Here is a 25,319-nt window from a genome sequence, read left to right on the forward strand (position 1 = left end):
GGCCTGCCTCAAGTCGGTACGGACCGGCAGGAGTCGGCTTCTCCTCCGGCAAACACCCTTCGTACGGGTCAGCCCTGGGAGCGGTCGTCGGGCGACACCTGCTCCGGCACCACCCTTATCGCCAGTGCGGTGCCGTCCGGCCGGAAGGAACTCGCCCCCCAGTCGCCGATGTCATCCGGCTCAGGCCAGTCATTCCGCCGTTCATACGCCCGTCGGCGGTACTCCTCCACCTTGCCCTTCGCGAGCAGGTCGTAGAGGTCTGCGGCCATGCCGGAAAACGCCTCGACCCGTGTGCCGTTGATACGGAAGACCTGGTCAGTTCCGAGGTATCGCTCCCCGGCAAAGCAGGCTTTCGCGTCGTGGACGCTGGCAGTCCCGGCGTAGGCGGTTTCGCTGAAGTGCTTGCGGCCCTGCTCGTCGATCACATACCGGCCGACAGTCCCACCGCCGCCGGCCAGGGAGAGCTGCCCGGCGGCGTGCGCCCGGGCGACCACGCGGCCGAACCACGAGAACTCCTTCTCAGGGATCAAGAAGGCGTTGTGCCGTTCCGCCCCCCGTTCCCCGGGGAGGGCCACGGAGTCCACGTACGGCAGAGTCCGGCGGCCGATAGCCGTATCGGCCGAATCCGCACCGGCTGCCGGCCGTACCGGAAGCGCGACACCTTCCCCCGTGTGCAGGACATACACCGTCACACCGGCGGTGGCCAGGAACTCGGTCGAGGTCGTGAGCGCGGGAGTCGCGTTCCACCGCCCCAGATGGAAGCGCTCCACGCGCTCACTGCCCCGGGCCAACTGCCTGTATGTCGTGCGAGAGCTTGCGGAGGTCTTCGGCTTCACAGCTTGGTGGTTACCGTTCACGGTCACCGCGAAGATTCGGGAGCCCTCACCAGGACGCCATGCCTCCAGCAGGAAGTCCGGCCGCGGCCTCGCACCGAGAGTCCCGACCGGCTTGGTTCGCGCGAAGCCGGGAAGCAGGACGGTTTCCGCGTCGACGATGCTGATCAGATGGTCCGGATACCTCTCGCGAAGGGCCCGTTCAGCGACGGCGAGCCCGAACGCTCGGCCCAGCTCCCTTGCTTGCATGGCCCGATAGGAGAGTTCGGGAGCCTTCCCCTCATCGGTGAGGCGCAGGCTTCCGTGCCGGTCGGCGGCGAAGGCGCGGCAGTACTTCAGCCCCTGCCAGTGCTCAGCCAGCCCCCTGCCTCGTCCTTGCCGGGCCAAGGCCGTACCGCGCGCGAACGTCGCGAGCACATCCCACGGAGTCACCCGTAGGGGGCCACGCCCGGCCCGGGGTAGTTGGCACAGGTCCGGCTTGCGGGGACCATGACCTTCGTTCGAGGTCTTCTTTCTCGCCCGCTCGCGGTCGACGGCATCGGCCGCTTTCCCCACTCCGGCGATGAGTTCCGGCGATGAGTTCACCTGCACGGTCAGAAGGTCACCGAGACGCCTGATCACGTCGAAGGCCGTGGAGTCCATGCAAGGGGACGGTAGGAATCCCCGATGCCGACGACAAGAATGCGATTCAGGCCATGGCGGTGGGGAGTACGGGTTCCCTGGCTCACCGGTCGCCGAAGGAAGAGCTCTTCATGACGACTGCCCCCAGCGGCTCCACAGCCGTAGCCCCGATGCCGGACAGGACACCGAAAGCACTCCGCGTCGCGATCGCTCAGAACGCACCTCAGCTCCCAGGCAGAGGAAGACCAGGATGCTTTTCCCAACGCCGCCAGGGCTCCGGTCCTCGCTGCCCGTGCCGAACACGTCACCGCCGAAGATCCCTACTTCCGGGGTATCGACGCCGATCGTGACCTTCCGACCGGGATGAGTGTCGAGCCTGCCCAGTCCACCCGGCCCGGTGGGCAGCAAGTTCTCTACTTCGACCACGGCAGGGGCTGGCTGCGCTACTGGTTCACCAACCGGGTCTCTGATCCACAGATCGTGATCGGGGAGTGCTTCTGGCCGTGACCCACAGTCGGCGCGTCCATAGGGGTCGGACCGGATCCGGATTCTGAAGGCGGCTCACAACACGCCCTAAAAATGACTCCCGGAACCACTCAGGGGCCTGATCCACTCAGTGGATCAGGCCCCTGACCTGGTGCTTCAGCTGTCGGGGTGGCGGGATTTGAACCCACGACCTCTTCGTCCCGAATGAGGGTCGGGCGGGATCTCCACCAGTGAATTCGCTGTTTTACCTGGTCAGGGCGTTGGGGTGGGGTGGTCTCGGTTGGCCTTGAAGGGGCTTGAGGAGCGGGTCGGCTCCCAGATGGCTCCCAGCGGGATGCGGTCAGCGTGTGTCGTCGAGCTTGTGCATCAGCTTGGTGACCAGCACGTGATCGCGATACGCGTCGGACGCACGGACGGATGCCGATGGATCTGGAGCTTCTGGCGCCCCTCGCTCTTCTGCGTCCCGGAGGGCGCACACGCGCTCGGCTCTGCAGTAGACGGAGCACGTCCTCGGCCCTCTGCTTCAGGAGGAAGTCCGCCGAGTCCTTCCGCGGATATCCGGCGGAGCTCCTCCAGAGCGTTCTGGGTCAGACCCTCGACCGCCTGTTTGCGAGATGCTCTGGACGATGTCCGGCGCAGCAAGCATCAGGGAAGGCTGCTGCCTGACGGCCCAAGGAGGGCACTGGAACGTATGCAGTCGTCACTGGCAAGTCGTTCCTTGGCACTGCGGGTTGACCAATGCCGCATGGCCGTCAGCTATAGAAGGGCGTACAGCGCATGTCTCTATTCCGGTGATTTCGGTGTATGCACTGATGTAGAGCGGCTCGGCTCCGACGGGGAGATGTGTCTGGTCTCATTGCAAACGTGGAGGCCCGAAACTGATGGTTTCGGGCCTCCACAGTGAGTAGCGGGGACAGGATTTGAACCTGCGACCTCTGGGTTATGAGCCCAGCGAGCTACCGAGCTGCTCCACCCCGCGTCGGTGAGCGCAACAGTACGGCACACCCCTCGCTAGCGCAAACCGCTAGCCCCAGTTGCCGTTGCGGGCAAGGCGGACTGGCAGCCACCTTTATTCCGCAGCGTCGTCATCCTCAACCTCGTCGTCTTCCGAGCCCTCTACGGTCGCCGCAACACTTGACATGAAAATGTGATGCTTCTCGTCATTTGCTAGGTAAGTCAACAGGCTATCGCGTAGCTGCTGAGTCCCAATGTAATAATCACGAAAAGCTTTCGAGACGCTGTCCGCTACTTCCCGGCTAGGAGGTACAGGGATGCGAATTTCCCTATACCGTTGGCCGACATCTTCGCGGTTTGTCTGCATAAAGACAATGCGGTCCCACTGGCGGCGCACCGCCTTCAACGTCATCGCCCACAGTAGGTAGAAGTTATCGAAAGGGGCTTCTTCGGAGGCCCGAAGAACTAGCACCTCCTTAGTCAGGACAACCCGCTCCTGGCCAGGCATGATCACCGCGAAATCGCCAATGTTCTTACTCGTCCGGATGGGAGTGATCAAGTCGTACGCTTGGATTCGCGAGTCGTCGCCCTTCCAGAATCGGTGGGCGACGACTTCTGGAACGCGGTTCGTCGGATTAATGTTTACCTGGCCGGCCCGGATGTCTGAAACCTTAATATAAGGGATGTGTCCGGTTCTGAAGTCTGCCGATGGGCTGCCGTGCCCATTCATGGAGAGGAGAGTTCCGTCCTCCACCAATTCGCCGATCGTCTGGCTCGAAAAGTTTGCCATCTCGGGCGACTCGATGAGCGCAGCGAACTCGCGCATTGGGCGCTCGTCGAAATAGTTTGGTACGGCAGTAAGCTGACCAGTTAGGTCGGCTGTGGCGATCCAGCGGCTGGTCTCCGTGGTATCGAATTCGTCGATCAGGGCAACCAAGTCGCCATGGATTTGATCGTCAATGACCTCCGTCCGCGTGCCTGTCTCCGCATCAACTACGAATAGCTCCTCGCCATCCTTATTGATGCCCACCGTCGGGGCATAAGAAACAAAGACTTCACCATCGCGAAACCAGGCTGGTTTATGCACAAACATCACTTCTTCTCGAATACGTAGAAATTGGTCTTGGCTCGACAGAAGCCCTGGAATGCTTCCATTGGGATATTGAACACCCCGCGTAGAATGAAACGCTCATTGAGCCATCCCGGCAGCCACTTGTACGTGGGGGAGAAGAAATAGGTCTCGGGCAAAATGATCCCGAGGCGCCCGCCTTGCATCAGTAGCCTGTATGAGCGCTCCAGAAAAACCAATCCGATTTCAAGATCGGCATATTCCCCCGCTTTTCTGCTAGCCGCAGCTGCGATGGTGTAGCCATTTCGGCGGGCGTCAGTTTTACTCACCTTCAGATTTTTACCGAAGGGGGGGTTGGTTAGCACCACTGTGAAGGATTCGTCGCTCAGGGGACGCTCAAGGTGCGGATAATCCTTAGCCCAGCGGTCCCCCCTTATCGAATCTCCCGTGTGTACATTGACGGACCCATCGCCGAGGCTGACCATGATTGCCCGCGTCAGCTTGACGTTGATCGAGTCCTTGTCCACTCCGTAGACTTGCCTATGGGCCCAGGTGCGGGCTGCTGCGGCTGAATCGCCCGTGGAGTGCTTGTCTACCAAGGATAGGAATGCTTCAGTGAGGAAGCCTCCAGTGCCACACGCCGGGTCAATGATTTTGTCTTCCAGGCGGATGTCCATCATTTTGACCGCTGCCGAGATAACGCGCTGAGGCGTAAAGTACTGCCCTTCCCCCGCTTTCAGATTAGCTCGACGAAAAACCTGGAATGCGGAAGAGATCGCTTCGGGGCGTACGTCAAGCAGATTCAGGTTCGAGAGTTCGTAAACCGCCTCTTTGATTGTGTGATCGTCCAGCTCAATGTCGCTCGTTTTGAATTCAGAGAATACCTCTGGCCTCATCTTCTGGAGGGCAAAGAATTTCTGCCGCATGACCTGAGCGGTTACTTTCTCCCCTCCTTGTGAGAGCTGAAATGAAACGGGCTTACTGGAGTCGTACGAGGCGTTTGAGTCTGATTCCAGTTTAAGGAGCAGGAGGTTGCAGAGCTCGTTAAGCTGTGATTCGGATCGAGTCGATCGGCTGTCGCGTGCTACTACGACATCCAGTAGGCGGCTAAAGATCGACCTCAGCTGCCCATTTTTCGGCGTTACCAGGTCGCCGAATTTTAGGGGTTGCTTAGACGGCCGAGTGAAGTCGTCGCCCGGTTGTGGAAGTCCATGATTCCGGAAACTCTGAAACGTTCCGTCGGCGAGCTTGTAAACCCGCACATCTTCTGAACCATTGGTCCAGAAGCCCATCTTGGCGCGGGGTTCACGTGCTAGGTAAAGTTCGAGCTGAGAGATGCCCGTACTGATAGAGGGCGCTTTGAACTCGCAGATGGCGAGGAGATGCTCCCAGTCGCCTGCATGCCGTACATCATCGAAGATCGCAAGATCAACCGGCCATCCTGCGAAGGACTTGCCGTCTTCCCTCTTCGCGGCATCGTGGGGCGACTGGGGTACGCGCCATTCAGGCTTCCAGCGCAGCTGTCCGGAGTCCCACCCCGACTCAACGAGTCCCTTGATCGTTGGGAGGCGAACCTGCTGGTGCTCAGGACCATCGAGAGTGCGGGAGGGGGAAACATCATCAGTCACGCGCCCAACTCTAGCCCTCGCGCCTTGGGAGCAGTATCCACTGAGCGACCAGGCCCATGGCTGACTGACGGTGGCCCGCTGCTCCAATTCTGCAACGAGTAGTCAAGCGGTTGCGGTGGCTGCCACTGACACTACGCATGTCAGTCTCCCGTGGGTGGCAGGTTGCCACGGGGCTGAAGATGAGGCCCGGGAGTAGGGGACCTGGGCGAACTGGTTGGACGCCGTGCCCCGGCGTACGTTCGCTGCCAGGTTCAGAGCGGTCAACGCGCAGGGACGGGGCTACCGGTCCAAGCCGGAGTGGTTCGGTGAGGACGATCTGTACTTCGATGCGTGAGCGCATCATTCGCTGCTCAGCCCAGGTAGGGGTGGGTGCCAGCAAGGTAGCTGCCGATCTGCTGGCGCATGCTGGGTGGACGTCGTGCTGGTTCAGGTCGCTTGGCTGGAAGTAGTAGCGGACGCCGTCGGCGGCGTCGTTGATTGTGGGCTCGCCTCCGACGGGGCGACCGATGTAGGTGTTCTCGTACTGCTGGGGCACCCTGCCATCGGTGTAGGCCACGAGGCGGATAGCTAGGCTGTGTAGATCCCCAGCAATCCGGTGCTCTCGGCGATGCTTCCGGTCTCCATATGCGGCCGTTTTCTCCCTGTCCTATGACCATTGACCTGGTCGGCCCGGCCGGCGCGGAATCAGAGCCATAGCCGCCCCTGCGCCGTGATCTCCACGGTCGACACAGTCGGGCTACAGGTCGCGCAGCGCTGTCAGGACTCACCCCATCATGAGCGGGGTGGTCTCCGGGCCACCAGCACCTGGCTCGCTGATTCCCGCCCTCGGCTGCGTGGGCACTTCGACCCAGACGATCTTCCCCTGGTGTTCCTTGGGATGAAAATAGCCCCAACGGCTGGACATAACTTCGGTCAGGAGCAGTCCGCGGCCTCCGGTGGCGCTGCCATCGCTGGCGCGGGGCCTGGGCGGCCTAGGGTCGCTGTCGCTGACCGAAACCACGACGCCGCTGCCCGTGGGCCAGAGCCGAAGGACGACGGTGCCAAGCTGGGCGGGTTCGGTGCTGGCTGAGACGAAGGGCGCATCAGAGCATGCGTGCTGGATTGCATTGGTGGTGAGTTCGGAGACGAGTAGCCGTGCGACCTCGATGCTTTCGACTGGGAAGCGCCAGCGTTGGAGTACGTCGACGGTGTGCCGGCGGGCCCACGAAACGGCGTTGGGCGTGGCCGCGAGGGTCAGTTCGCTGATGGGCGGTTGGACCTGGCTCATATGGGTGGCTCCCTCGGCGGCCTGGCCGAACGGGGTGCGGGGTGACATGGCGGATGTAAGGCCGTCGAGTCCCGGACGGGAGTTGAGGGGCGCCCGGGACTCGCTGGCTGCCGCCGCACGGGGCGTTACTTCGTCGCGACGACGTAGACGCTCCCCCAGCGGCGCTTCGGGTTAGCCATGGCGGGGTCGAACGTCCAGGGCTCGACGGTGGTGAAGCCGGCCTCGCTGAAGAGCTGGACGAGCTTCTCGTGGTCGTAGGCCCACAGGTGTGGGGTGTACGTGGGGTCGTCATCCTGGTCGCGGAAGACGAGGTTGACGATGTCGAGTCGCGTGTTGATGTCGCTGCGGCAGTCGCGCTTGGCGTACCAGCGTTCGATCGTCTCGTCGGCGACGTCCAGGGGGCCGGGGTACTGGTTCAGAGCGAAGGCGGCGTCGGGAACGCCGGTGATGATTCGGCCGCCCGGCGCGAGGACGCGGTGGGCCTCACGGACGTAGGACTTGGCCGAGCGCGGGTAGTCGATGTGCTCCAGGAAGTGCTCGGAGAAGATCTCGTCGGTGCTGCAGTCCTGGAGAGGGATGCCCTCGCGGACGTCCCAGAGGAGGTCGGCTGGCGGAACGAGGTCGATGTTGAAGAACCCCTCGATACGGTGAGCTCCGCCGCCGATCTGGACCTTGGCGGGCTTGTCGTCGATGAGGCCGTTGGGCCAGGCGCGGCGGCTGGCGTGGTGGTAGCGGTGGAGTTCGATCTCCTTGGCAGCGGCCCGGAGGACGCGAGCGAGGCCGTGGGTAGTGGCGGGGTCGGCGAGAACGGAGGCGATCTGCTCGCCCAGGAGGTCGACGGAGGGCATGCCGAAGGGACTCATCACGGGGTCTCCTGCGTGTGAGGTTGCTCGGGTGGGATGGGCCGCGGATGGCGGCGGCGATGATCAGGCGACGCTGGATGCGGGAGCGGTCCACTGGTTGTTGCGCATCAGGGTGTACTTGATGTCCACCAGCCGCGGGGCGATGGTCAGCGAGAGCTCTTCGGCCGGGTGGAGGTGGCCGGCATCGTCCTGCTCGGCGCGCCAGACGCGGTAGTCGAGGTTGGGGTAGGCCGGGTTGATGCCGATCTCGCCCTTGGGCATCGTGCCGTTGAACGGGGCGACGATGTCCATGTGGTTCCAGTAGTTCCAGGCTTGCAGCGCTTTGTGCTGGTCGAAGTAGAAGTAGAAGTCGGGGTAGCGGCCGAAGGTGCGCAGCTCCCGGTGGATGAGGTGGCCCAGGAGCGGTCCGAGCTGGGTGGCCAGGGAGTCGAACTCCCAGCGCGTGTGGTGCCAGGCTTCGGGGGCATCGCCGGGTGCGAAGAGGCGGGCAGCGACGAGGTAGCTGATCCGCTCGACCAGGTAAGCGTTCGCGTGGCTGATGTCGATGGTCGGGTCCACTCGGTGGAGGAGCGCCGCCAGCTCCGTCGGGCGGGGACGAAACCTTGCGAGGTCGAACTTGCCGGCCATGGCGGGGAAGGAGGCGAACAGCATCTTTTTGTACAGCCAGTTGTTCAGCTCGCCGAGCTCGGCCAGACGCCGGGTGTGGTGGGAAGTCGAGTGGAGCATCAGGTACTCGGCGACCGCTTCGAAGTACAGGTAGCCGAGGATCGGCAGGCGGGGGATCGTCTCGTCGAGCAGCTTGAGAAACGGCTCGGCATCGATCCGGGTGCCCTGGTAGGTGACGGCGGCAGCCGTGGCGAGGAACGCGGCCGAGTTCTTGACGCGGCTGACGACGGTCTCGCGCAGCTGGTGCCGTTCGTTCTTGCTCAGGAGGTATTCGAGGTGGCTGTAGATCTGCAGGTGGATGAGGCCCAGCCGCAGGTAGTCCACTCCGGCGAGCCCACGGTATGCCTGCGGCGGGGTGTCGATCTCGAAGATCAGCGGGGTGGGGACGCGGTCGGTGACGCCGAGCTTGGCCAGGAAGTTCGGCGCTTCCTTGGTCAGGACGTAGGCGCCCAGGTTGTGCATGCGGAAGCCCTGGTCGGTCGCGGTGAGCGGCGCACAATAGATGCTTCCGACGAGGCAGCCGCCCGACGGGTAGAGCACTCCCTGCTGGCTGATCTCCTCTAAGGCATGGGTGACGTGCAGCAAGTGCAGCTTGCCATTTCCGCTCAGGGCCTCGAAGAGGGCGTTCTGCCGCAGTAGGTGTCCGTTCGGGGTCTCTTCGGCGAGCCGTCTGTCCCAGCCCGTGGCCTGGGTGGCGAGCGGGTCGGTGCGGTCAGCGCGGCTGGGGATGAGGGTGGAGCCGAAGAAGGCGTGGGCATCGGCCCACAGGTGGTAGGCGTCGAGGAAGTCCATCGTCAGACCAGGCCCCTTTCGGCGAGCGCGTAGCGGACGGCCGCCGTGCCGCTGGCCCCGGCGAGGTAGGCCCGCTCCGAGGCTAGGACCAGGTCGAAGGCGAGGCCGCGCAGCTGGTCGAAGGCGGGCTCGCGGACGTATCGAGCGTTCGGCCACCACTTCAGCTTCGGCAGGCGGTAGCGATCCAAGGCATCAGCGGCCTTGACCACGTCAGTGATGTGCTCGGCCCGGGCGTGGTCGGTCCTGTCGTCCGTGGTGAACGCCTCGTACGGGACGTCGTGCAGTCGAACGGCGGTGACCGCCTGGACGATCCGCCGAGGAGTGGCAGTGAGGCCGAAGTGGCCCCAGACGGTGTCGGCGTTCGCGGCGAGCCAGATGGCCGCGCGGGTGCCGTGTCCGTGGTCGTCCTTGTCGTTGCGGCGCTGGCAGTCGTGCATGAAGGCGGCGACGATAGCGGTGGCGGTGTCGGCGTCGTCCAGACCGTTGGCCTCCGCGAGGACGGCGGTGAACGCCGCCGTCCTCATGGCGTGCCGGACACCGTGGAGCGACGTGTACAGGCGAGGGTCGGCCCACCACCGGGTGGGCAGTCCGCCGTGCGCGAGCAGCTCCTTCGACTGCCGGCGCAAGACCGGCGCCGAGGTCGGTGGAAGGTCGGGCCTGTTGTCGCTGATCCACGCGATAGTGGCGTGGTCCATGTGCTGGTGGAGTGGGAGCTGCCTTCGGGCAGCCAGGTCGATCAGACTTGCGGTCAACGGGGTCGTGCTCATTCGTGCCCACCCCCTTGGTGGTTTCTGCGGTGAAGTTCCCTACCGGATCGGCGCGGCCTGCTGTTCGCGCTCCTTGCGCTCCTTCTCGGCAGCCTCGAAGGCGGCCGTGAAGGCGGCCAGCTCCTGTTCCGTCATCAAGGTCACCCCGAGCGCCGTGGCGACGTCCGTGATCTTGGCTTCTGCCTCGGCGCGGGCTGCGTCCGAGGCTCCGTCCTCCAGCAGAACCTCGAACTCGGCGTGGTAGCCCCACGCCTCACTCCACTTGACCGCGATCTCAACGCCGTCGAAGCGGAAGTTGTGACGGAAGTTGAACGCCTCGTGCATCGCTGTCTCGAACCCGAGGGCGTTGAGCACCTTCACAGCGGCGGGAACGTCGGCGGGTGCGATGGCGAACTCGGTCTCCACGAAGGCCGCGCCCTGCCCGATCTTGCTCCCCTTCAGGGTGATCTTCGCGGTGCCGGCGGCGGTGTTGTCGGTGACCTTCAGGAGCTGGTCGGGGAGCACGTAGAAGTAGATGTGCTTGTCGTCGGGGCCCAGATCTTCTCCGTCCGCCTGCAGGCGGGTGACGAGCTGGTCGTGGGCTCCCTTGGTGAAGCGGGCGCGCATCTCGATCTCGACGGCCACGGCTATTGCCTCCTCGTTTCAGGCATGGCGAAGCCAGCCGGACTCTGCCGCGAGGGGGCCTGTCCGGTCGGGCGATCGCTATGGGGGTTGGTGGTTGTGCGCGGGGTGATGCGGCCAATCCGGGTGCCGACCGCATCACCCCGGTGTATCTATGGGTGTCAGCCGAGGGTGCCGAAGCGTCCCTCGACGACTCCCGAGTGCAGGTAGGTCGGCAGCTGAACGCCTCCCACCGACGTACGGCCGGTGGCGACCTGCTCCTCCGTCTCGCTGGAGAAGCCCTCCAAGAGACGCAGGCACTGCTGGGCCCACTCACGCGACGCGGGCCAGTCGCCCAGGTCGCGGTGGCGCACAGCCAGGGCGTACGCGGTCTCGGTAGCCGCCCACCGGTCGGTCACCAGCTCGCGCTGGAAGATCGACTCAAGCTCGTCGGCGGAGGCCAAGCGGGTCTGGTTGGTCATGGTGCCCTCTCGAATCAGACGGTCGTACCCCAGTGGTGATCAACGCATCGGCGCCCCCGCAGTGACGCCGTGACCCGCTGCTAGTACGTGTAGATCTCGGCCAGCGTCTTGTAGTCCTGCAGCTCGTCCTTGTCGAACCACAGCTCCACCTCCTGCTTGGCCTCCTCTGCGTTGCCGGAGGCGTGCACGAGGTTCGCGACCGCCTTGCCCGAGGCGGTGCTGGCTGCCGCGCTGTAGTGCGAGAGATCGCCTCGCACCGTGCCGGCCGGAGCCTGGTTGGGGTAGGTGCTGCCGACGATCTTGCGGACGGTGGCGATGGCATCGAAGCCTTCCAGCACCAAGGCGATAACCGGGCCCTGCTGCATGAACGTCGAGGTGACGGCATAGACCTCTGAGCCGAGCCGCTCTTCAAGGTCGAAGTAGTGGCGCCGAGTGAATTCCGCGTCCATCCACTTCATCTTGGTGCCGACGATCTTCAGCGCGGCATCCTCGAATCGTGTGATGACCCGTCCTGCTAGGCCACGCGCCAGCGCATCGGGCTTGAGCAGGACGAGCGTGCGCTCGACAGTGTGTTTCTGGTCCTCGACCATTAACTCCCTTTCGCCTTACTGACAACCGAACATGACGGACAATCAGCCGCCACCGACGAGGTTACCGGCGCTGGCAGGGCGGTCGGGCGTGCGAGCAATGCCCCGGACAGGCGAACGTCAGCGAGGAGCTGACGGCAAGCCGTCCGAGAGGGGCGGATCCAGCCAACTTGCCTGTCTCTCTTATCCGCTGGGAGTACGCACTTAGAATCTCCTCGTAGTCGTCCGGCGCTTTGGCGCCTCGTATGTGCCTTCCAGAGGTTGAGTCTTCGGTGGGTGATTCCTTGGCCCCTGGTGACTCCGATTCTTCCGGGGGTTGGTGCTGCGCGACCATGAAGTGACAGTGCAGTGGGAGTGCACTTTCAGCGCGCGGGTTTCTGCACAGGAGCGGCGACGAGGGGACAGGTCTGTGGACGTGATCGAACGCTGGAGCGGCCGTTACGCCTGTCTGCTGCAGTCCGCCCTACGCCTCGGCAACGAACAGTTCGCTACTCACCTGGGCATCGCCGTGAGGACCGTGGCCACCTGGCACTCCGACGCGGCTGTCGTGCCTCGCAGGGAGATGCAGCAGCTCCTCGACACGGCTCACGAGCAGGCCCCTGCGGCTGTGCAGCAGCGCTTCACGCTTCTCTTGGCGAGGGAGCGGGCTCCGGCTGAATCGGCGCCGACAGGAGCGCAAGCCCTTCGCGTAGCCATCGCGGTGGTCATCCGCGACAGCGATGTCCTGCTTGTGTGCCGACGGGATGACGACGCTGCCGGGATCACTTGGCAGTTCCCGGCCGGCGTCATCAAGCCGGGAGGCAAGGCGGAGACCACTACCGTGCGAGAGACTTTGGACGAGACAGGCGTCCACTGCGCAGTCCGGCGGCACCTGGGCAACCGGCTTCACCCCGCGACCGGAGTCCTGTGCGACTACTTTCTCTGCGAGTACCTCGCCGGTGAGGCCACCAACAGCGACGCAGCCGAGAACATCGACGTCATGTGGGTCCCCAGAAATGCCGTGACCCGCTTCATCCCCGTCGATACGATCTTCCCACCCATCCTGGCCGTCCTGGAGGAACAAACGTGACGCAACAGAACGCGGAGGAGCGGCCGGGCATCGCCGCAGCGATCGTCGTCCACGAGGGGCGAGTCCTCATGGTGCGCCGTCGGGTCAGTGAGGGGCAGCTCTCCTGGCAGTTCCCTGCTGGCGAGGTTGAGCCCGGCGAGTCACGCGAGGGCGCCGCTGTGCGTGAGACCCAGGAGGAGACCGGCCTGACCGTCTCCGCAGTCAAGCTGCTCGGCGACCGGATCCACCCGAAGACAGGCCGGCTGATGTCGTACACGGCCTGCGACGTGGTGAGCGGTACCGCCTACGTCGCAGACACCCAGGAGCTGGCTGAGCTCGCCTGGGTGACCCATGGCGAGATCGTGCAGTACGTGCCGTACGGGCTGTTCGAGCCCGTACAGGCTCACCTCGACGCAGCACTGCTGTAAAGGGTTGGCGTGCGGACCTGGAACCTGGTCGTATACGCGCCATGAGCCGTTTGAGTGGGTCCGTCACCAGTGTCATGCACATCCTCGATGGAGCGGACCTGGGCGCGGACTATACGGTCTCGCAGCTGCTCGACGAGACAACAGCCCGGCGCTCCCTGGACCTCTCCGACCTCTCCCCCCAGGAGCAGGCCGCGCTGGTCGAGGGGCGCGCCATCAACCTCATCCCTTCGGCCGCGGTACTCGCCGAGAAGATCGAAGCCGCGCGGACGGAGGGGCGCCAGTTCGTCATCAAGTACGGCATCGACCCGACCTCGCCCGATGTTCACCTCGGCCACGCGGTGCCGATCATCATCGCCAGCCGGCTGCAGCGCATGGGCCACCATGTCGTCTTCATCATCGGCGACGTGACTGCGAAGATCGGTGACCCCTCAGGCCGCTCCTCGGAACGACCGGCTCTCACGGACGAGCACATCGCCCGCAATCTGAGCACGTACCAGCAGCAGGTCACCCCGTTCATCGACTTCGAGCGTGCCGACCTGCGTTTCAACGGTGAGTGGCTCAACAAGGTAAGCCTCCCGCAACTCGTCGAGATCCTCGCCCGAGTACCCGTCTCCATGTCGCTCCAGCGTGAGGACTTCCGTACCCGGATCGCTGAGGGGCAGGGCCTGTCCATCGCCGAGTTCGTCTACTCCGTCGTCATGGCGATGGACTCCGTGGCCATCACGGCTGACGTCGAACTGGGCGGAGTCGACCAGCTGCTGAATCTCCAGATGTGCCGCAAGGTCATGGAGATCTCGGAGCAGACGCCCGAGGTCGTCATCACCACCCCGCTCATCGAAGGAACCGACGGCACGGGCTCCAAGATGAGCAAGAGCAAGGGCAACTACGTCGGCCTGACGGCTACGCCCGATGATGTCTACGGTCGGCTGATGTCCATCCCTGACCACCTGACCGAGCCGTACCTCCAGCTCCTCACGGAGTGGACGGACGACGAGATCCGCGTGGTGACCAAGCGCTTGGAGGAGGGGACCGCGCACCCGATGGCCGTCAAGCGCATCCTGGCCGGTGAGGTGGTGTCCGCGCTCCACGGCCCGGACGTTGCGGCCGCCGCCCGCGCGGAGTTCACGGCCCGCTTCTCCAAGCGGTCCTTCGGGGACACTCAGAACCTCCCCGTCGTATCTCTGAAGGAGCACGCCGAGGACACCCTCGGGGCCCTGATCAGCCGCACGCTGGACTTCGCCCCCAGCATCTCCGCTGTTCGCCGTGTGGCGCAGCAGAAGGGCCTGCGTCTCATCCGTGAGGCCGACGGAGAGCAGCAGACCACTCAGCTCACGGAGGCATCCGTCCAGCAGGCGCTCGGCGCAGTGGTGAGCGAGGTCGGTGCACTCGACGGCGTCGAGCTGTACCTCAAGGTGGGCCGCAAGGTGGCCCGCATCGACGCCTGAGATTGAGTGCGGCGCCGGCCCACATCGGTGGGCCGGCGCCGGATTGTGGGCCGCAGTGCGACACCGTGAGGCTGAGCGGCATTCGCTCGATGCGGGCCCACTCCGCCGGAGTCTGCCGCCGTGCAGCGAGCTCGTTCATGGAGTTCCACCGCGCTGGTAGCCGACCCACAGACGGCCGCCGACCTGCTCCAGCACCTCGTCCACGACTGCCGTCAGGGGCTCAACCCGGCCCGCCAATACGTCACGCAGACCATCGTGCAGGCGCATATCGAGCCCCGGCGCTGTGGGCTTGAGGCGGCGGGCCAGCCACTTCCCGCCCCCGTTCCAGGACTCGCCAGCGGTCAGCGCTAACTCGGCGCTGCGTCGTACCAGTTCGGTGGCAATGAACAACCGTTCGCCCTGTTCGGCGCTCCCCGCGAGGTCATCGAGGAGGTCGGTGATCGCGTATCTGCGGTCATCGATCTCTTCGGCCGACGCCGCAGGTGGCCCTGCAGCGGTCAGCTTTCGGGCCTCAGCGGCGAGGTGCGCCCCGGTGCCATCCTTGTCGAGGAGAAGGATCCCGTCCGAACACATCCAGAGCAGCGGCGACCGGCGCTTGCGTACTTCTCGGTCGACGTACGAGTGCCAGGTCGCTTCGGTGTGCACGAACATCTCCACCAGCCACTCACCGCTCCGGAAGCTCGCCCGGTATGGGGCTGGGGATCCGCGGAGGATCACCACGATATCGAGGTCAGACATCGGCGTGCGGCGGGCCGTCACAACGCTGCCGCCCAGGAACGCAGCCTGAGCGTCAGGGTGGTGTTCTTCTACAACGGCACGCGCGGTGGCGATCGCATCCATGCAGCAACTATCAGCACTCTGTCCGTCGTGCGCACCGGGATTTCTTCAGGCATATGGATTTCCAACGTCGGCGAGTGGCTGCCGATGCGCGGTGAAGTGCATGCGCTCTTGGAAGGTCCGGCGCCTGCGCTCCGGTTCCTCGCACAGGTGCGCCGACCAGAGGATCAGCTGGCTCCTGCCGTCTCCGTCATGGAGCGGTCCCGCTTGTCAGTACGGGATTCGGCCTTCCAGCAGGGCCGGAGCGCCGCGAGCTCGGCACGGCAGGGCGTGCCTTGATGATTTTCTCGTCCAGAGGCAGGTAGGTCGACGCGGGCCCCTGGCCCCACGGACCGTCGGCGTCGGCCTGATCGGATGCAGGGAGAGGATCGTCTCCCGGCTGGCCAGTGCAGTCTGCAGGGCCTGGTGGAAGATATTCGGCATCGATGTCATGACCGCGATTGTTGCGACTGGCTGCCCGAGGGCGTGGGTCAGCGCCGGTCGCGCCGCGCTTCCCGGATGGCTCGCATGTGGTGGCGATCCTGCTCCTCAGCATGCCGCCGAGACCGTGCTACCAAGGGCCCCAGCACCGCGTAAGCCGCCGAGATGAGTAGACATCGGGCCGCGAAGTCCCATCCCCACGGCATGTCGCCCACCCACGTCATGACAGTGCTCATCACGACTCCCGTCGCCGCCGCGGCGCCGAGTCGTCTCCACCATTGCCCCATGCCCAGCGGCTACCCCCCTCCCTCTTGATCACTGATGTGCGGGCCCCGGGTGCGGGAGTACCTGCGAGCAGTCCAACTTGGATGGCCAAAGGTCCAGTTTCTATGCCACAGGCCACCAGTTCGCCGGGGGCAGACAGGAAAGAATCGCGAAGGACTGGCCAGAGAGTGCAGACGGATGTCAACGTAGACGACCTTCCGGAACCCCAGGTCAGAGAGGTATTCGCCGTGACCTTCGCATCCACGAGCTCCGGTTTCTCCACCGCCGCCGAGTCCCTGAAATTGCGCACCTGGCAGCTTGGCCCGGGCCAGCCCACGCTCGTGATGGATCAGTTCTCTGCCGAGGATTTCCACGTGGTTGTGGACGACCGTGCTGACGTCCACGTCAATTCGAAGGACGGCCGGTTCTACTTGGGCTGGTTTCCGCTCGGCCGCCCTGGGGGTGACGGCGAAGGCTGGAAGATCGCCGTCACCGGTACCACGAAGGTGCCTGGCTACAGCATCTCCTTCGACGCCGAGACGCCGGCCGACATCGTCGCCGCCACTGTGACGCGCGTGCTGGAAACCGCCCATTCTCGGTAGGCAGGGCAGTCGGCGTCAGCCGACTCGGCTCCGCCTGGCTCATGGACGGGTGGCGATCCGAGCCCGCCAGCCGACTACCCGGAAGCAAGACGATGTCAGTAGCCCCGTACCCAGCCCTTGGAGGCGCCCTGTATCCCAACCCTCAGCTCAACCCGTCCACCCCGAACCAGGGCGCACTGCCTGCGTACTGGGTCGGCCCCCGGCACCTGGCCGGCGACGACGGATGTCTCTACGACGTCGTCGCGGACACTCTCGCCGGCTTCGGCTGGACAAGCCTGACAACGGTCCGCGGGCGACGTGAGCTCGACGAGTCGCTGGAGGACCGCCAGGTCCTGCGCAGCACTGTCCTGCACATCAGTCCCGACGCCCGTCGGTGGGCTCAATGGACGCTGTCGGACGAGCCGTTTCACCTCGGGGGGCTGCCGATCGCGTGGCAGATCTCTGCCCGCTCGGATGCGAGCAGGTCGCTCGCGGACTGGTCCGCCTACTTCACCTCCGGCATCCCCGGCGAGGCCATCGCCGACTTCCTTCTCGCGCTCGATGTATGCGGTGAGCCCACCGACGCGGCCGCCAGTCCCGAGACCGTTCTCGATGCGGCCTCCGCGCATGGTTGGCTCCGCGACGCCGACCAACCGCATGCGGCGGCGATGCATCCCACCTTCACCGCACGCCTCGGCCTTGGCGAGCTGCCACCGCTCATCCAGGATGCCGATCCCTGTGCCCTGGTCGTCGAGGGCGATGTGCCAGGGGTGGCGGGTTGGCAGGCGTGGGCCGAGCTCGGCGCGGGTGCTCCGTGCTTGTGGGCTGCATCGTTCAGTTCCAGCGTGCCGCACGGCCTCGTTGCCGCGTTCGCCTCCTCGCTCAGCTCCACCGCACCGGTTCTACGCCGGGTGTTGCCGGAGAGCTCACGCGACCGGCTCCTGTGTGCCCCTGCCTGCTGAGCAGTACTCCCGCGCGATGAAGCCGGGCCTCCGTTCGGGAGGCCCGGCTTCGCGCTGCAGCGGCAGCTTCTGTGTCTGGCGGACAGTTACCGGGGCGGGCTGGCGCATGTGCTGGATGCGGTGTCAGCTCGTGAGCATCGGGGAGAGACGGTTCCTGTGTGACCTTCCTTGACTGCGACTACCGGGAGGGCGAGGCTCCGCCTGGTCAGCTTCTTGCTCCGGCCGGTGAGTGACACACCCGGTGTCAGAAGGCGTAAGGGGTGAACGGACGTATCGGTTCGTCCGCGAGGGCCAACAGGCGATTGAACTCCGCCATTTCGTCCTCGCTCATGAGCTCGACTGCGTTACCGAGCTTCTTCTCGGTGAGCCGCTCCATGAACGGGGCAAGAAAGCGCTGTGTGACGTCAGGGGCGTCGCATATCTCACGCACGTACTTCATGTACCGCGTGTGCTGCGCACTCAGCTCTTCGACTTCGGCGCGGGTTGCACTGTCGGCAAGGGCCTGTTCCTCCTTGCTGAACGGGCGACCGTCGCGGTGGGACCACGTGCCGGTGTCTTTTCGGGGCTGGAAGTCCGAGTCGCAGAGAAGGGCGAAAATCCAGGGATTGAAGTCGGGATTGGCCATGCAGGTGTCGTGCTCCTCGTGGATCGGTTGGGGTACATCAATGGTCTGGAGCATCGCCGGTTTGGCTAACCGGCGATCGTCGGCTATGTTGCGCCCGCTTTCCGGGTCAGGGCCGACGGCTCGAGTGGTTCGCTGCCCTGGCCGCCGGTGGTGTGGCGGGGTTTGACGGCGAGGCGTGCCAGCTGTCTCGGGTGGACGCCGCCGGAGGGCTTTCGGGTGCGGCAGGCAGATGGGCGCTTCGGCGCAGGCGCCAGACGAGGACGTCGCTGATGGAGTCGGCGGTGTCGAGCTCGCGACGTCGGGTGGCTTCGGCGAGCAGTGCGGCCGGGTCGTGGCCTGCCTGCCGGGCGTCGGCGAGTGTGGCGGACAAGGCGGGCCAGCCGGGCTCGCCCTGGATTCGATCCGCGAGCTCCGGCAGCGCGTGGTGCAGGAGATCGGCGTGCCGCTGCCGGATCCGAGGCGTCAGACGCTGGCCACGTTGGCGGAGGGCGGCGATGGGGTGGGCTGCGGCGGCCTGGTAGGCGGCGTGCAGGTGCTCGGCGGCTTGCCGGGCCGCAGCGGCTTGCTGGCCGTGGTGCTTCTTGGCGTGCCAGTTGGCCGCGGTGATGGCGAGGAAGACGGCCATGTCGATGACCATCGCCGTGGTGGCTCCGTCTTCGCCGCGGCCGAGGGCGGGGCCGCTGTGGACGAGATCGTGCGCGGCCTGTCGCAGGGCGTGGTCATGCCCGCGTACGGCACGGATGTGGGAGCGGCTGGCTCGCTCGAACGCGAAGGCCGCCTGCCGGAGTTCAGCGCGGGTATGGGCGGCAGAGGTCTTGGCGAGCGCGTCCAGGACTTCTCCTGCCGCGGCGATCTGCGCTGCTGCCATGCCGTCGTCACCGTGATCAATGATCAGCAGAGCCTGCCAGGTGGCAGCAGCAGCCCGGCGCCGAGCGAACGCGGGATGGGTCACAGGCGGTAGAGCGGGCTGCACCGGCTCACGCTCGCCCTCGGTGACCGCCTCCGCGTGAAGGGCCCAGCGTTCGCGTATGCGAGGCAGGGACAGGTCGGGTGCGAGTGTGGAGCCGGAGTAGAAGACCGGCTCGTCGTCCTTGTTACGGTCGTCAGGCAGCGCGACCTTGTAGCCGAGCAGGTCGCCCGACGGTGCGATCCGCTTGTGGATCAGCAGACCGTCGGCGGCCAGACGGTCGAAGAACTCATCCGTGGAGGCAGCGCCGGCCGAGGCAGTGCGTACGGTCTCGCGCAGCTTCTCCCTCGCCGTGCGCTCTCGTCCTTGCCGTTCGGCCTTGTGGCGCTCGGCGCTGGTGGGGCGCTTGGCCGCGGTGCCGTCGCCGGGGGCGACACGGTGCAGGTCGTAGTCGGCTTCGATGAGGCGGGCAGCGGCTTGTGCGCGTTGGCCGGAGCGGTGGTGGTCGGGGCGGCGGCCGTCCTCGCGTACGAGGGTGGCGATGATGTGGATGTGGTCGTCGGAGTGACGGACGGCGGCCCACCGGCACCCGGCGTCATCTACGCCGCCGGGGTCGATGCCGGTGGCGGCCACGATGCGGTGGGCGATGTCGCCCCACTCCTCGTCGCTCAGAATGCGGTCGGTGCCTGCTGCGCGTACGGAGCAGTGCCACACGTGCTGGTCGGGTCGCTGGCCTTCGTCGAGCAGGTGCAGTGGCTGGTCGAGAAGCCGCTGGAGATCCTCTTTCGTCGCGGAGGGGTCGCGGCCGGGGTCAGGGGCCATGGAGTCGAAGGAGGCGACCAGGTGCGGGTCGACGTGCTCCTCGCGGGTGCCCTTGCCGTAGAGGTAGTTGAGCAGCCCGCAGGTGCTGCTGCCTTGCTTGTGGATGCGGGGGATCAAGCGGTCTCGTCTTTCTGCCTGTTGTTGATCCGCTCGACGGCCGCCCTGGTCGCGGTGGCCGCGTGGCGGACGGCGGCGAGGGTCTCCTCAATGCGGGCGATATCGCCGCCGGAGTTGAGGGCCTTGGTCATCTGGTTGAGGTTGCTGCCGGCCCAGCCGAGCTTGCGTCCGGTGGCGAAGAGCTCGGTGAGGATGTCCTGGTCGGCGGCGATGGTTGCGGCGGTGCGGGTCTGGTCGCGGGCGGCGGCCAAGGCGGAGTGGGCGAGGAACCCGGCGACGCTCATGCCGACGGCGTCGGCGCCGGCCTGGATGACTGTGTGTTCGCGTTCGTTGAGCCGGACGCTCTGGGCGGGACGCTGCTTCTTGTCGCGCGGTCGCGATTTTCCCTTGGGGCGGCGTTTACGGACGGCCGTTGTTGGCTGCGATCCGCCCTCGGTCGCAGCCTTTCCGTCCGGCGCCCCCTGGCGCTGGTCGGACCCCGCCACCCCCGGGGCGGGGCTGGGTTCGGACGCTCCCCCTGCGGGGGAGTGTCCGAACCTCCAACTTGCTCCGCTTTGGGCTGGCGTGGCTTGGGGCGCGTTCTGATGCCCTGGGCTGTGGGTGCACGAATCCTGCATGGAGAGCAGCTCCTGGTTGAGGGGAGAGGGCAGCGGACCAGGTCGACGTACGGGCAGCGTCCCCAACGCACGCTGGTTCGAGCGGTGAGTCGCGAGGGAGGGCCGTGAGTGCCTGGTCAAGCGGTGCCAATGGGGCGGGGCCGTGGGACCAGACGGGGTGCTGGTCCCACGGCCCCCGTTCGACGTTCAGGGCTGACCGGATATCCGGTCAGCCCGTGGGGACGGTGGTCTCGCAACCTTGCTCTGCCACCAGGAGGGCCTTGAGTTCTGTGAGCCGGTTCTCGGAGATGGGGAGGTCGGCCTCGCGGATGGCGTTTCGTAGCACGGCGCGGGTGACTGTTCCGTGCATGGCGATGGCCGCGCGGCCGATCGCGAGGAGTTCGTCCATCTCGGCACCGGGAGGACGTCCGTAGCGTTGCGCCGCAGGGACGTCGTCCTCGCGGGACGGCTCTGTGGTCTCGCGGGTGGGGACCGAATCGTGCAGGGGAAGTTGGTTCTGCACGGATCGGGGAGGCAGGGACTCAAGACGAAGGTTGGAGTCGGCGTGCTCCCCGGCTTCCTCGCTCGTCAAGTCGAAACCTGCACCCGATCGGCTGCGCCGCGGAGTCGTCTCGACGTGGCGCATGGCGCCTTCGTTCGGAGTGAAGGCGTACCAAGGCGAAGGCAGTTCGATCGTGGCCAGCTCTGTCGCGTGACGGCGGACGGCAAGCTGGTGCAGCAGCACTTCGCGCTGGCGCTGGTCGATTCCCACAGACGCTTGGGCGACGGCGCGGGAAAGCCGTCGCGCGGTTCGCCGGCCTCGCCAGCCGGCGCGCTGCTTCGGGGTTCGCTCCGCAAGGTGCGCGGCCAGGGCGACGGCCCTGCGGGTGGCACGGTCGCGGCTGATCTGCGCGGCGTCACGATCGTGTTCGGCGATCCCAAGGCGCGAGAGGCCGCGTTCGCGTACTTCGCGACCTATCCGGGCGAGGACGCTGTGGGAGGCCGCCTCGGGCGTGCGGATGCGCAGTTCGATGCCCATGGCCTGATGCCACAGCAGCGCGGCCATGACCGGTCCCACGAAGGCCCGCACCGTGCCGCCGACCACACCCGACTCGGCGTACGCGGGGATCACCTGTACAGCGGTGATCACCCAGGTCAGGACGCCGGGCAGGCCGGGTGCTCGCTTGGGGCCGTGCAGGTTCTGCCGCGCCAGCAGGGCCGTGGCGAAGAGGGCGAGTTCCGCGGCGGCGAACATCGCGGTGCGCTCGGTGGTGCCGCTCATGTCGAGGTAGTCGGCGGCGAACCGCCAGCTGGTGTCGGCGCTGTAGGCAGTGCATCCGACCGCGGCCAGTGCGGCGACCCTGACCGCGGGTGTTCCGGGCTGTCGCTTGGCGTGGTTTCGGGGAGCGCGTCGGTAGATCAGCCAGCTGACCAGCAGCACTGTGCAGGTGGCCAGGAGGGCGGCGAGGGCGACAGGTATCGCGTTCCAGTGCCCGAGTGCGGGCATTGCAAGCTCCGTCATGCAGGGGTCTCCAAAGGGCCCGCCGCGCCGTGTGGGCAGGCGTGGGCGCGGACGGGCGGTGTGGTGAAGGTGAGCTGGTGCGGGGCCGCGCCGTGCGGTCAGGCGGAGAGCTGGCGTCTGCGGTCGGCGCCGGTGAGGACGACGGTGGTGGTCATCTCGGCGAGACGGGAGGCGACGCGGTCGCCGACGGCGTCGCGGAGAGCGGCGGTCGGCAGATTGGTCGTGAGGAGGGTGGGGAGCAGGTCGGTGTAGCGGCGGTTGATCAGCCGGTACGTGATCTCCTCGGTCCACTCCGACTGCTTGGCTGCGCCGAGGTCGTCCAGGATCAGCAGCGGGCAGGTGCTGAGGGTGGCGAGGTCGCGCTCGGCGTCATGGCCGGGGCGTGGGCGCAAGCGGGCGTACAGGTCGGCTGTGGTGGCCGCCTCCCACCGCAGCCGTACCCCGGCGGTCAGCAGCGAGCGCACCGCGCCGTACGCCTGGTGTGTCTTGCCGGTGCCGGTGGGCCCGGCGATCAGCAGGGACGGTCCGAGTGCGATGCCCCGGGTGCCGCTCGGGCCGGGCCGTGCGGCGAGGGCCACCTCGTCAACCCAGGCGGCAACCTGCTGGTGGCCGGCGAGGGCGTGGCGGTAGCGGGGTGGGATGCGGGCCGCGGCCAGCTCCAGCGCGGTCACCCGTTCCGAAGGGGCCTCGGCAGGTGACGTAGTTGGATCGATGCCCCGATCGGCGAGGATCGTGCCGAGGCGGGCGGCGAGGGTGTTCATGCGCCGCGGCTCCCGGCTGGTGGTGGCTGTGGTCACAGCTGACCCCCGTAGGCCGCCTCGACGCCAGCGGGCGCCGGGTTGGTCCATGCTCGGTGCGGGGCGGCAGCTGCCCGTGGAGCGTTAATGGCCTCGTCGACCAGGCTCGGCAGCAGCCCAGCGGACAGCCCCTTGGTACGCATGCGGTCCATCCCGGCCCTGATGTGGTCGGGGGACAACCCCTCGCCGAGCAGTTTGCTGACCACCTTGCCGAGGCGGCCGAGGACGTCGCTGGGCGGGCGGTGTTGGCATGCGGCGACGTGCTCGGCGACCAGGTCCTTGGCCGAGACCGAACCCGAGACGGCAGGGGGCGTGGGGGCGCTTGCGCTCCCCACCGGAGGTGATCCTAGATCCAGGATCCTAGGTCCTAGATCCGGACCCTGAGTCCTCACCGCAGTCTCCCAGCGTTGTGGTGAGGGCTCACTGAAATTGCCCTGACCTGCGGTTTTCCGGTTCACGGAGGGCTCGCTGCATTCGCGTGACGCATCAGGGCGTCCACCGTGAGGGCTCACGGCCTGTTCATGGAGGGCTCCGTGAACAGGCGAGGCCGCCTCGTCCGACCGGCTGCCCTGGTGGCGCGGGCAGGCCGGGCAGCGGCTGCCGCTGGGCCGGTTGATCTTCTGGTGACGGGCCCAGGTGACGATGTGCAGGTACCGCTTGCCGTCGTCGCCTTCGTACCGGCAGATCAGACCCGCACTGTCGAGCTGCGTGAGGTCGTCCTCGACCTCCAGCGGGCCGTGCTCGGGGCGCAGGGACCACAGGGCGCCGGCGATGACGGCGGCCTGGTCGCGGAAGCGGCCGTGGTCGTCCGCCTGCGTAAGCAGGCCGAAGAAGGTCCGCTCGGCATGGACGCTCACCGCGGCCAGCGACTCGGAGATGAAGGCTTCCGGCTTGATGGTGCGTATCCGCGCCATGTCTATCGCCCCGCCTTCGTGGGCCGAGCAGGCGAGTTCGGCGACGGGGATGCGACTACGGCCACGAAGGCAGTAGCTTGTTGGGGCATGCACAGTTCCTCACCCGGTGGCGTTATGGCCGCCACCGTCTTGATCGTTCAGGTACGGGCGATATCGGTAGGGACTTCTTGGCCCCCGGCGTTGGCCCGCCGGGGGCTTCTTCATGTGCTCGGAACCGCAGGGGTTTCCGGGCGCATGGCCAAGACAGCCACATCTTCCCCGCACAAGTCCAGCATTCCGCCGGGAAAGCAAACAGCTCTCGGCGAACGTGTCGTGCGCGGCTTCCTTAAAACGGTAGACCCGAATCGCCGGTTAACCAAGAAGTTGCATAAATCGGGCAGTTGGCAAGCGAATCCGTGGGCGGCGCTGGTGAGCGCGCGATGCAAGATGCCCACGTCGAGACCACGTAGGTGCTACCAGCATGAGGGCATCAGGTGATTTGGTCATCTGCCAATTCCGGTCTATGTTGCGCCGCTCGCAAGGAGCCTGGGGGTCAGATCTGACAAAAAAGATGCGAAACATAGCAGCACATCGCCGGTTACCCAAACCGGCAATGCAGAGCTACAACTGACCCATGCCTGAAAGCCCTTTGGGAATTGGTCCGGCCGGCGTGCTGACCGCCCGCGCCATTACCCGTGCCCGCACAGCGCGCGGATTCGCCCAGCGCCAGCTGGCCGAACAGGTCACCGCGCTCGGCCGGCCCATGACCATCACGATGCTGTCCCGCATCGAATGCAGACAGCGCCGCTGCGATGTCGACGATCTCGTCGCCATCGCAGCTGCTCTCGGCCTCTCCCCGCTCGCCCTGCTCGCCGAGACGAGTTAGCGGAACGAGTCCCAACAGCGCTCTCCGGGTGGGCCAACACCCGGCAGCCGCTACGCGCACCACCCCGCCCGTACCTGAACCACCAAGACCGGCGTACCCGTCTCCGCACGGCCGCGCCAGAGAAGGAACCTCCTTGCGCCGAGAGGCCATTCCCCCTGCCCCGTTGCCGTTCCGCCTCCGTGCCGCGAAGGAGGCGATCTCGCATGGCTGAGCAGCCAGGCACCGGCGTAGCACCGGCCCGCCTCTACCGTCCCGAGGACATCGCTGCTGTTCTCGGCTGCTCTGCCTGGTGGGTCAAGGACAGGGCCCGTCGGCGGCTGATCCCCTTCACCCGGGTCGGCCGCGCGTACCGCTTCACCGCAGAACACCTCGCAGAGATCATCCGCCTCCACGAGGAACGGCCCGCACGGGCACACCAGCCCGCCACAGCTCGGACCGTCGCCAAGACCGACGCCCAGCAGGCGAAAGCGCCCCAGCGTGCCGTGCCCACAACCCGCCTGCGGGCGCGGCCTCCGGCCCGCGCCAGGCAGAGCCAGTTCAGCACCGTCGCCTGA

25 protein-coding genes and 1 tRNA gene are annotated in these 25,319 nt (G+C 66.2%); 8 read left to right on the forward strand and 18 right to left on the reverse strand.

Translation table 11 applies throughout. The features are described 5' to 3' along the window. Positions 1 to 68: 68 nt before the first annotated feature. A complete protein-coding gene (locus tag ACZ60Q_RS09745; RefSeq protein WP_469630840.1) occupies positions 69 to 1,475 on the reverse strand; it encodes a hypothetical protein in 1,407 nt (468 codons plus the stop codon). 342 nt (positions 1,476 to 1,817) lie between these two features. Here ACZ60Q_RS09745 and ACZ60Q_RS09750 point away from each other — a divergent pair, with 342 nt between their 5' ends. Further along, the gene (locus ACZ60Q_RS09750; protein ID WP_469630843.1) at positions 1,818 to 1,961 is read left to right on the forward strand and encodes a hypothetical protein; all 144 of its coding nucleotides are present in this window, start codon (positions 1,818 to 1,820) and stop codon (positions 1,959 to 1,961) included. Between the two features lie 884 nt (positions 1,962 to 2,845). On the opposite strand, the gene ACZ60Q_RS09755 is transcribed toward ACZ60Q_RS09750, so the two are convergent. From ACZ60Q_RS09755 to ACZ60Q_RS09800, 10 genes are all read right to left on the reverse strand, one after another. Further along, positions 2,846 to 2,919: transfer RNA gene (locus ACZ60Q_RS09755), tRNA-Met, on the reverse strand. 90 nt (positions 2,920 to 3,009) lie between these two features. Further along, complete coding sequence (locus ACZ60Q_RS09760) at positions 3,010 to 3,981, reverse strand: restriction endonuclease subunit S domain-containing protein (protein WP_469630846.1); 972 nt, start codon at positions 3,979 to 3,981, stop codon at positions 3,010 to 3,012. Between the two features lie 5 nt (positions 3,982 to 3,986). Next, a complete protein-coding gene (locus ACZ60Q_RS09765; protein WP_214960998.1) occupies positions 3,987 to 5,591 on the reverse strand; it encodes an HsdM family class I SAM-dependent methyltransferase in 1,605 nt (534 codons plus the stop codon). Between the two features lie 763 nt (positions 5,592 to 6,354). Further along, positions 6,355 to 6,858 (reverse strand): ATP-binding protein, encoded by a 504-nt coding sequence (locus ACZ60Q_RS09770; RefSeq protein WP_469630850.1) that lies wholly within the window; start codon positions 6,856 to 6,858, stop codon positions 6,355 to 6,357. Positions 6,859 to 6,983: 125 nt separating this feature from the next. Next, the gene (locus tag ACZ60Q_RS09775; RefSeq protein ID WP_469631312.1) at positions 6,984 to 7,721 is read right to left on the reverse strand and encodes a class I SAM-dependent methyltransferase; all 738 of its coding nucleotides are present in this window, start codon (positions 7,719 to 7,721) and stop codon (positions 6,984 to 6,986) included. Positions 7,722 to 7,784: 63 nt separating this feature from the next. Then, the gene (locus ACZ60Q_RS09780; RefSeq protein ID WP_469630852.1) at positions 7,785 to 9,179 is read right to left on the reverse strand and encodes a hypothetical protein; all 1,395 of its coding nucleotides are present in this window, start codon (positions 9,177 to 9,179) and stop codon (positions 7,785 to 7,787) included. Positions 9,180 to 9,181: 2 nt separating this feature from the next. Next, the gene (locus tag ACZ60Q_RS09785; RefSeq protein WP_469630855.1) at positions 9,182 to 9,946 is read right to left on the reverse strand and encodes a hypothetical protein; all 765 of its coding nucleotides are present in this window, start codon (positions 9,944 to 9,946) and stop codon (positions 9,182 to 9,184) included. A 39-nt stretch (positions 9,947 to 9,985) separates the two neighbouring features. After that, the gene (locus ACZ60Q_RS09790) at positions 9,986 to 10,570 is read right to left on the reverse strand and encodes a CYTH domain-containing protein (protein WP_469630857.1); all 585 of its coding nucleotides are present in this window, start codon (positions 10,568 to 10,570) and stop codon (positions 9,986 to 9,988) included. 158 nt (positions 10,571 to 10,728) lie between these two features. Then, positions 10,729 to 11,028 carry a hypothetical protein gene (locus ACZ60Q_RS09795; RefSeq protein ID WP_469630860.1) on the reverse strand — a complete coding sequence of 100 codons (300 nt, stop codon included), beginning with the start codon at positions 11,026 to 11,028 and terminating at the stop codon, positions 10,729 to 10,731. Between the two features lie 80 nt (positions 11,029 to 11,108). Then, a complete protein-coding gene (locus ACZ60Q_RS09800) occupies positions 11,109 to 11,618 on the reverse strand; it encodes a nucleoside-diphosphate kinase (RefSeq protein WP_469630862.1) in 510 nt (169 codons plus the stop codon). Positions 11,619 to 12,024: 406 nt separating this feature from the next. Between ACZ60Q_RS09800 and ACZ60Q_RS09805 the strand changes: the two genes are divergently transcribed. From ACZ60Q_RS09805 to tyrS, 3 genes are read left to right on the forward strand one after another with little or no spacing between them, the layout of a single operon-like run. Then, entirely contained in the window at positions 12,025 to 12,684 is a 660-nt protein-coding gene (locus ACZ60Q_RS09805; RefSeq protein WP_469630865.1) for an NUDIX hydrolase, read from the forward strand. After that, positions 12,681 to 13,091: an NUDIX hydrolase gene (locus tag ACZ60Q_RS09810; RefSeq protein WP_469630868.1), complete on the forward strand. Its 411-nt coding sequence runs from the start codon at positions 12,681 to 12,683 to the stop codon at positions 13,089 to 13,091. The genes ACZ60Q_RS09805 and ACZ60Q_RS09810 overlap by 4 nt, the downstream gene beginning before the upstream one ends. Positions 13,092 to 13,132: 41 nt before the next feature. After that, complete coding sequence (tyrS, locus tag ACZ60Q_RS09815; RefSeq protein ID WP_469630870.1) at positions 13,133 to 14,536, forward strand: tyrosine--tRNA ligase; 1,404 nt, start codon at positions 13,133 to 13,135, stop codon at positions 14,534 to 14,536. Between the two features lie 135 nt (positions 14,537 to 14,671). Here the strand turns inward: tyrS and ACZ60Q_RS09820 are convergent, their stop codons facing one another. Further along, on the reverse strand, positions 14,672 to 15,376 hold the full coding sequence (locus tag ACZ60Q_RS09820) for a nucleotidyltransferase domain-containing protein (RefSeq protein ID WP_469630873.1): 705 nt from the start codon (positions 15,374 to 15,376) through the stop codon (positions 14,672 to 14,674). Between the two features lie 929 nt (positions 15,377 to 16,305). On the opposite strand from ACZ60Q_RS09820, the gene ACZ60Q_RS09825 reads away from it, so the two are divergent. Together ACZ60Q_RS09825 and ACZ60Q_RS09830 are read left to right on the forward strand one after the other, a co-directional pair. Continuing rightward, complete coding sequence (locus ACZ60Q_RS09825) at positions 16,306 to 16,659, forward strand: SPDY domain-containing protein (protein ID WP_469630876.1); 354 nt, start codon at positions 16,306 to 16,308, stop codon at positions 16,657 to 16,659. Between the two features lie 92 nt (positions 16,660 to 16,751). Further along, positions 16,752 to 17,600, forward strand: coding sequence for an SPDY domain-containing protein (locus ACZ60Q_RS09830; protein ID WP_469630879.1), 849 nt, complete (start codon positions 16,752 to 16,754; stop codon positions 17,598 to 17,600). 244 nt (positions 17,601 to 17,844) lie between these two features. Here ACZ60Q_RS09830 and ACZ60Q_RS09835 read toward each other — a convergent pair whose 3' ends face one another. From ACZ60Q_RS09835 to ACZ60Q_RS09860, 6 genes are all read right to left on the reverse strand, one after another. After that, positions 17,845 to 18,279, reverse strand: a complete 435-nt coding sequence (locus tag ACZ60Q_RS09835; RefSeq protein ID WP_469630882.1) for a hypothetical protein — start codon at positions 18,277 to 18,279, stop codon at positions 17,845 to 17,847. 52 nt (positions 18,280 to 18,331) lie between these two features. Continuing rightward, positions 18,332 to 20,071: a relaxase/mobilization nuclease domain-containing protein gene (locus tag ACZ60Q_RS09840; protein WP_469630884.1), complete on the reverse strand. Its 1,740-nt coding sequence runs from the start codon at positions 20,069 to 20,071 to the stop codon at positions 18,332 to 18,334. Then, entirely contained in the window at positions 20,068 to 20,556 is a 489-nt protein-coding gene (locus ACZ60Q_RS09845; protein WP_469630887.1) for a plasmid mobilization protein, read from the reverse strand. The genes ACZ60Q_RS09840 and ACZ60Q_RS09845 overlap by 4 nt, the downstream gene beginning before the upstream one ends. Positions 20,557 to 20,896: 340 nt before the next feature. Beyond that, positions 20,897 to 22,189 (reverse strand): hypothetical protein, encoded by a 1,293-nt coding sequence (locus ACZ60Q_RS09850; protein WP_469630890.1) that lies wholly within the window; start codon positions 22,187 to 22,189, stop codon positions 20,897 to 20,899. A 98-nt stretch (positions 22,190 to 22,287) separates the two neighbouring features. Further along, complete coding sequence (locus ACZ60Q_RS09855) at positions 22,288 to 22,986, reverse strand: ATP-binding protein (protein ID WP_469630893.1); 699 nt, start codon at positions 22,984 to 22,986, stop codon at positions 22,288 to 22,290. Continuing rightward, the gene (locus ACZ60Q_RS09860; RefSeq protein ID WP_469630896.1) at positions 22,983 to 23,900 is read right to left on the reverse strand and encodes a hypothetical protein; all 918 of its coding nucleotides are present in this window, start codon (positions 23,898 to 23,900) and stop codon (positions 22,983 to 22,985) included. The genes ACZ60Q_RS09855 and ACZ60Q_RS09860 overlap by 4 nt, the downstream gene beginning before the upstream one ends. Before the next feature lie 613 nt (positions 23,901 to 24,513). Here ACZ60Q_RS09860 and ACZ60Q_RS09865 point away from each other — a divergent pair. Further along, positions 24,514 to 24,765 carry a helix-turn-helix domain-containing protein gene (locus tag ACZ60Q_RS09865; protein ID WP_469630898.1) on the forward strand — a complete coding sequence of 84 codons (252 nt, stop codon included), beginning with the start codon at positions 24,514 to 24,516 and terminating at the stop codon, positions 24,763 to 24,765. Between the two features lie 203 nt (positions 24,766 to 24,968). Further along, positions 24,969 to 25,319, forward strand: a complete 351-nt coding sequence (locus ACZ60Q_RS09870; RefSeq protein WP_469630900.1) for a helix-turn-helix domain-containing protein — start codon at positions 24,969 to 24,971, stop codon at positions 25,317 to 25,319.

This window comes from Streptomyces sp. NPDC104313 (genome assembly GCF_055583985.1).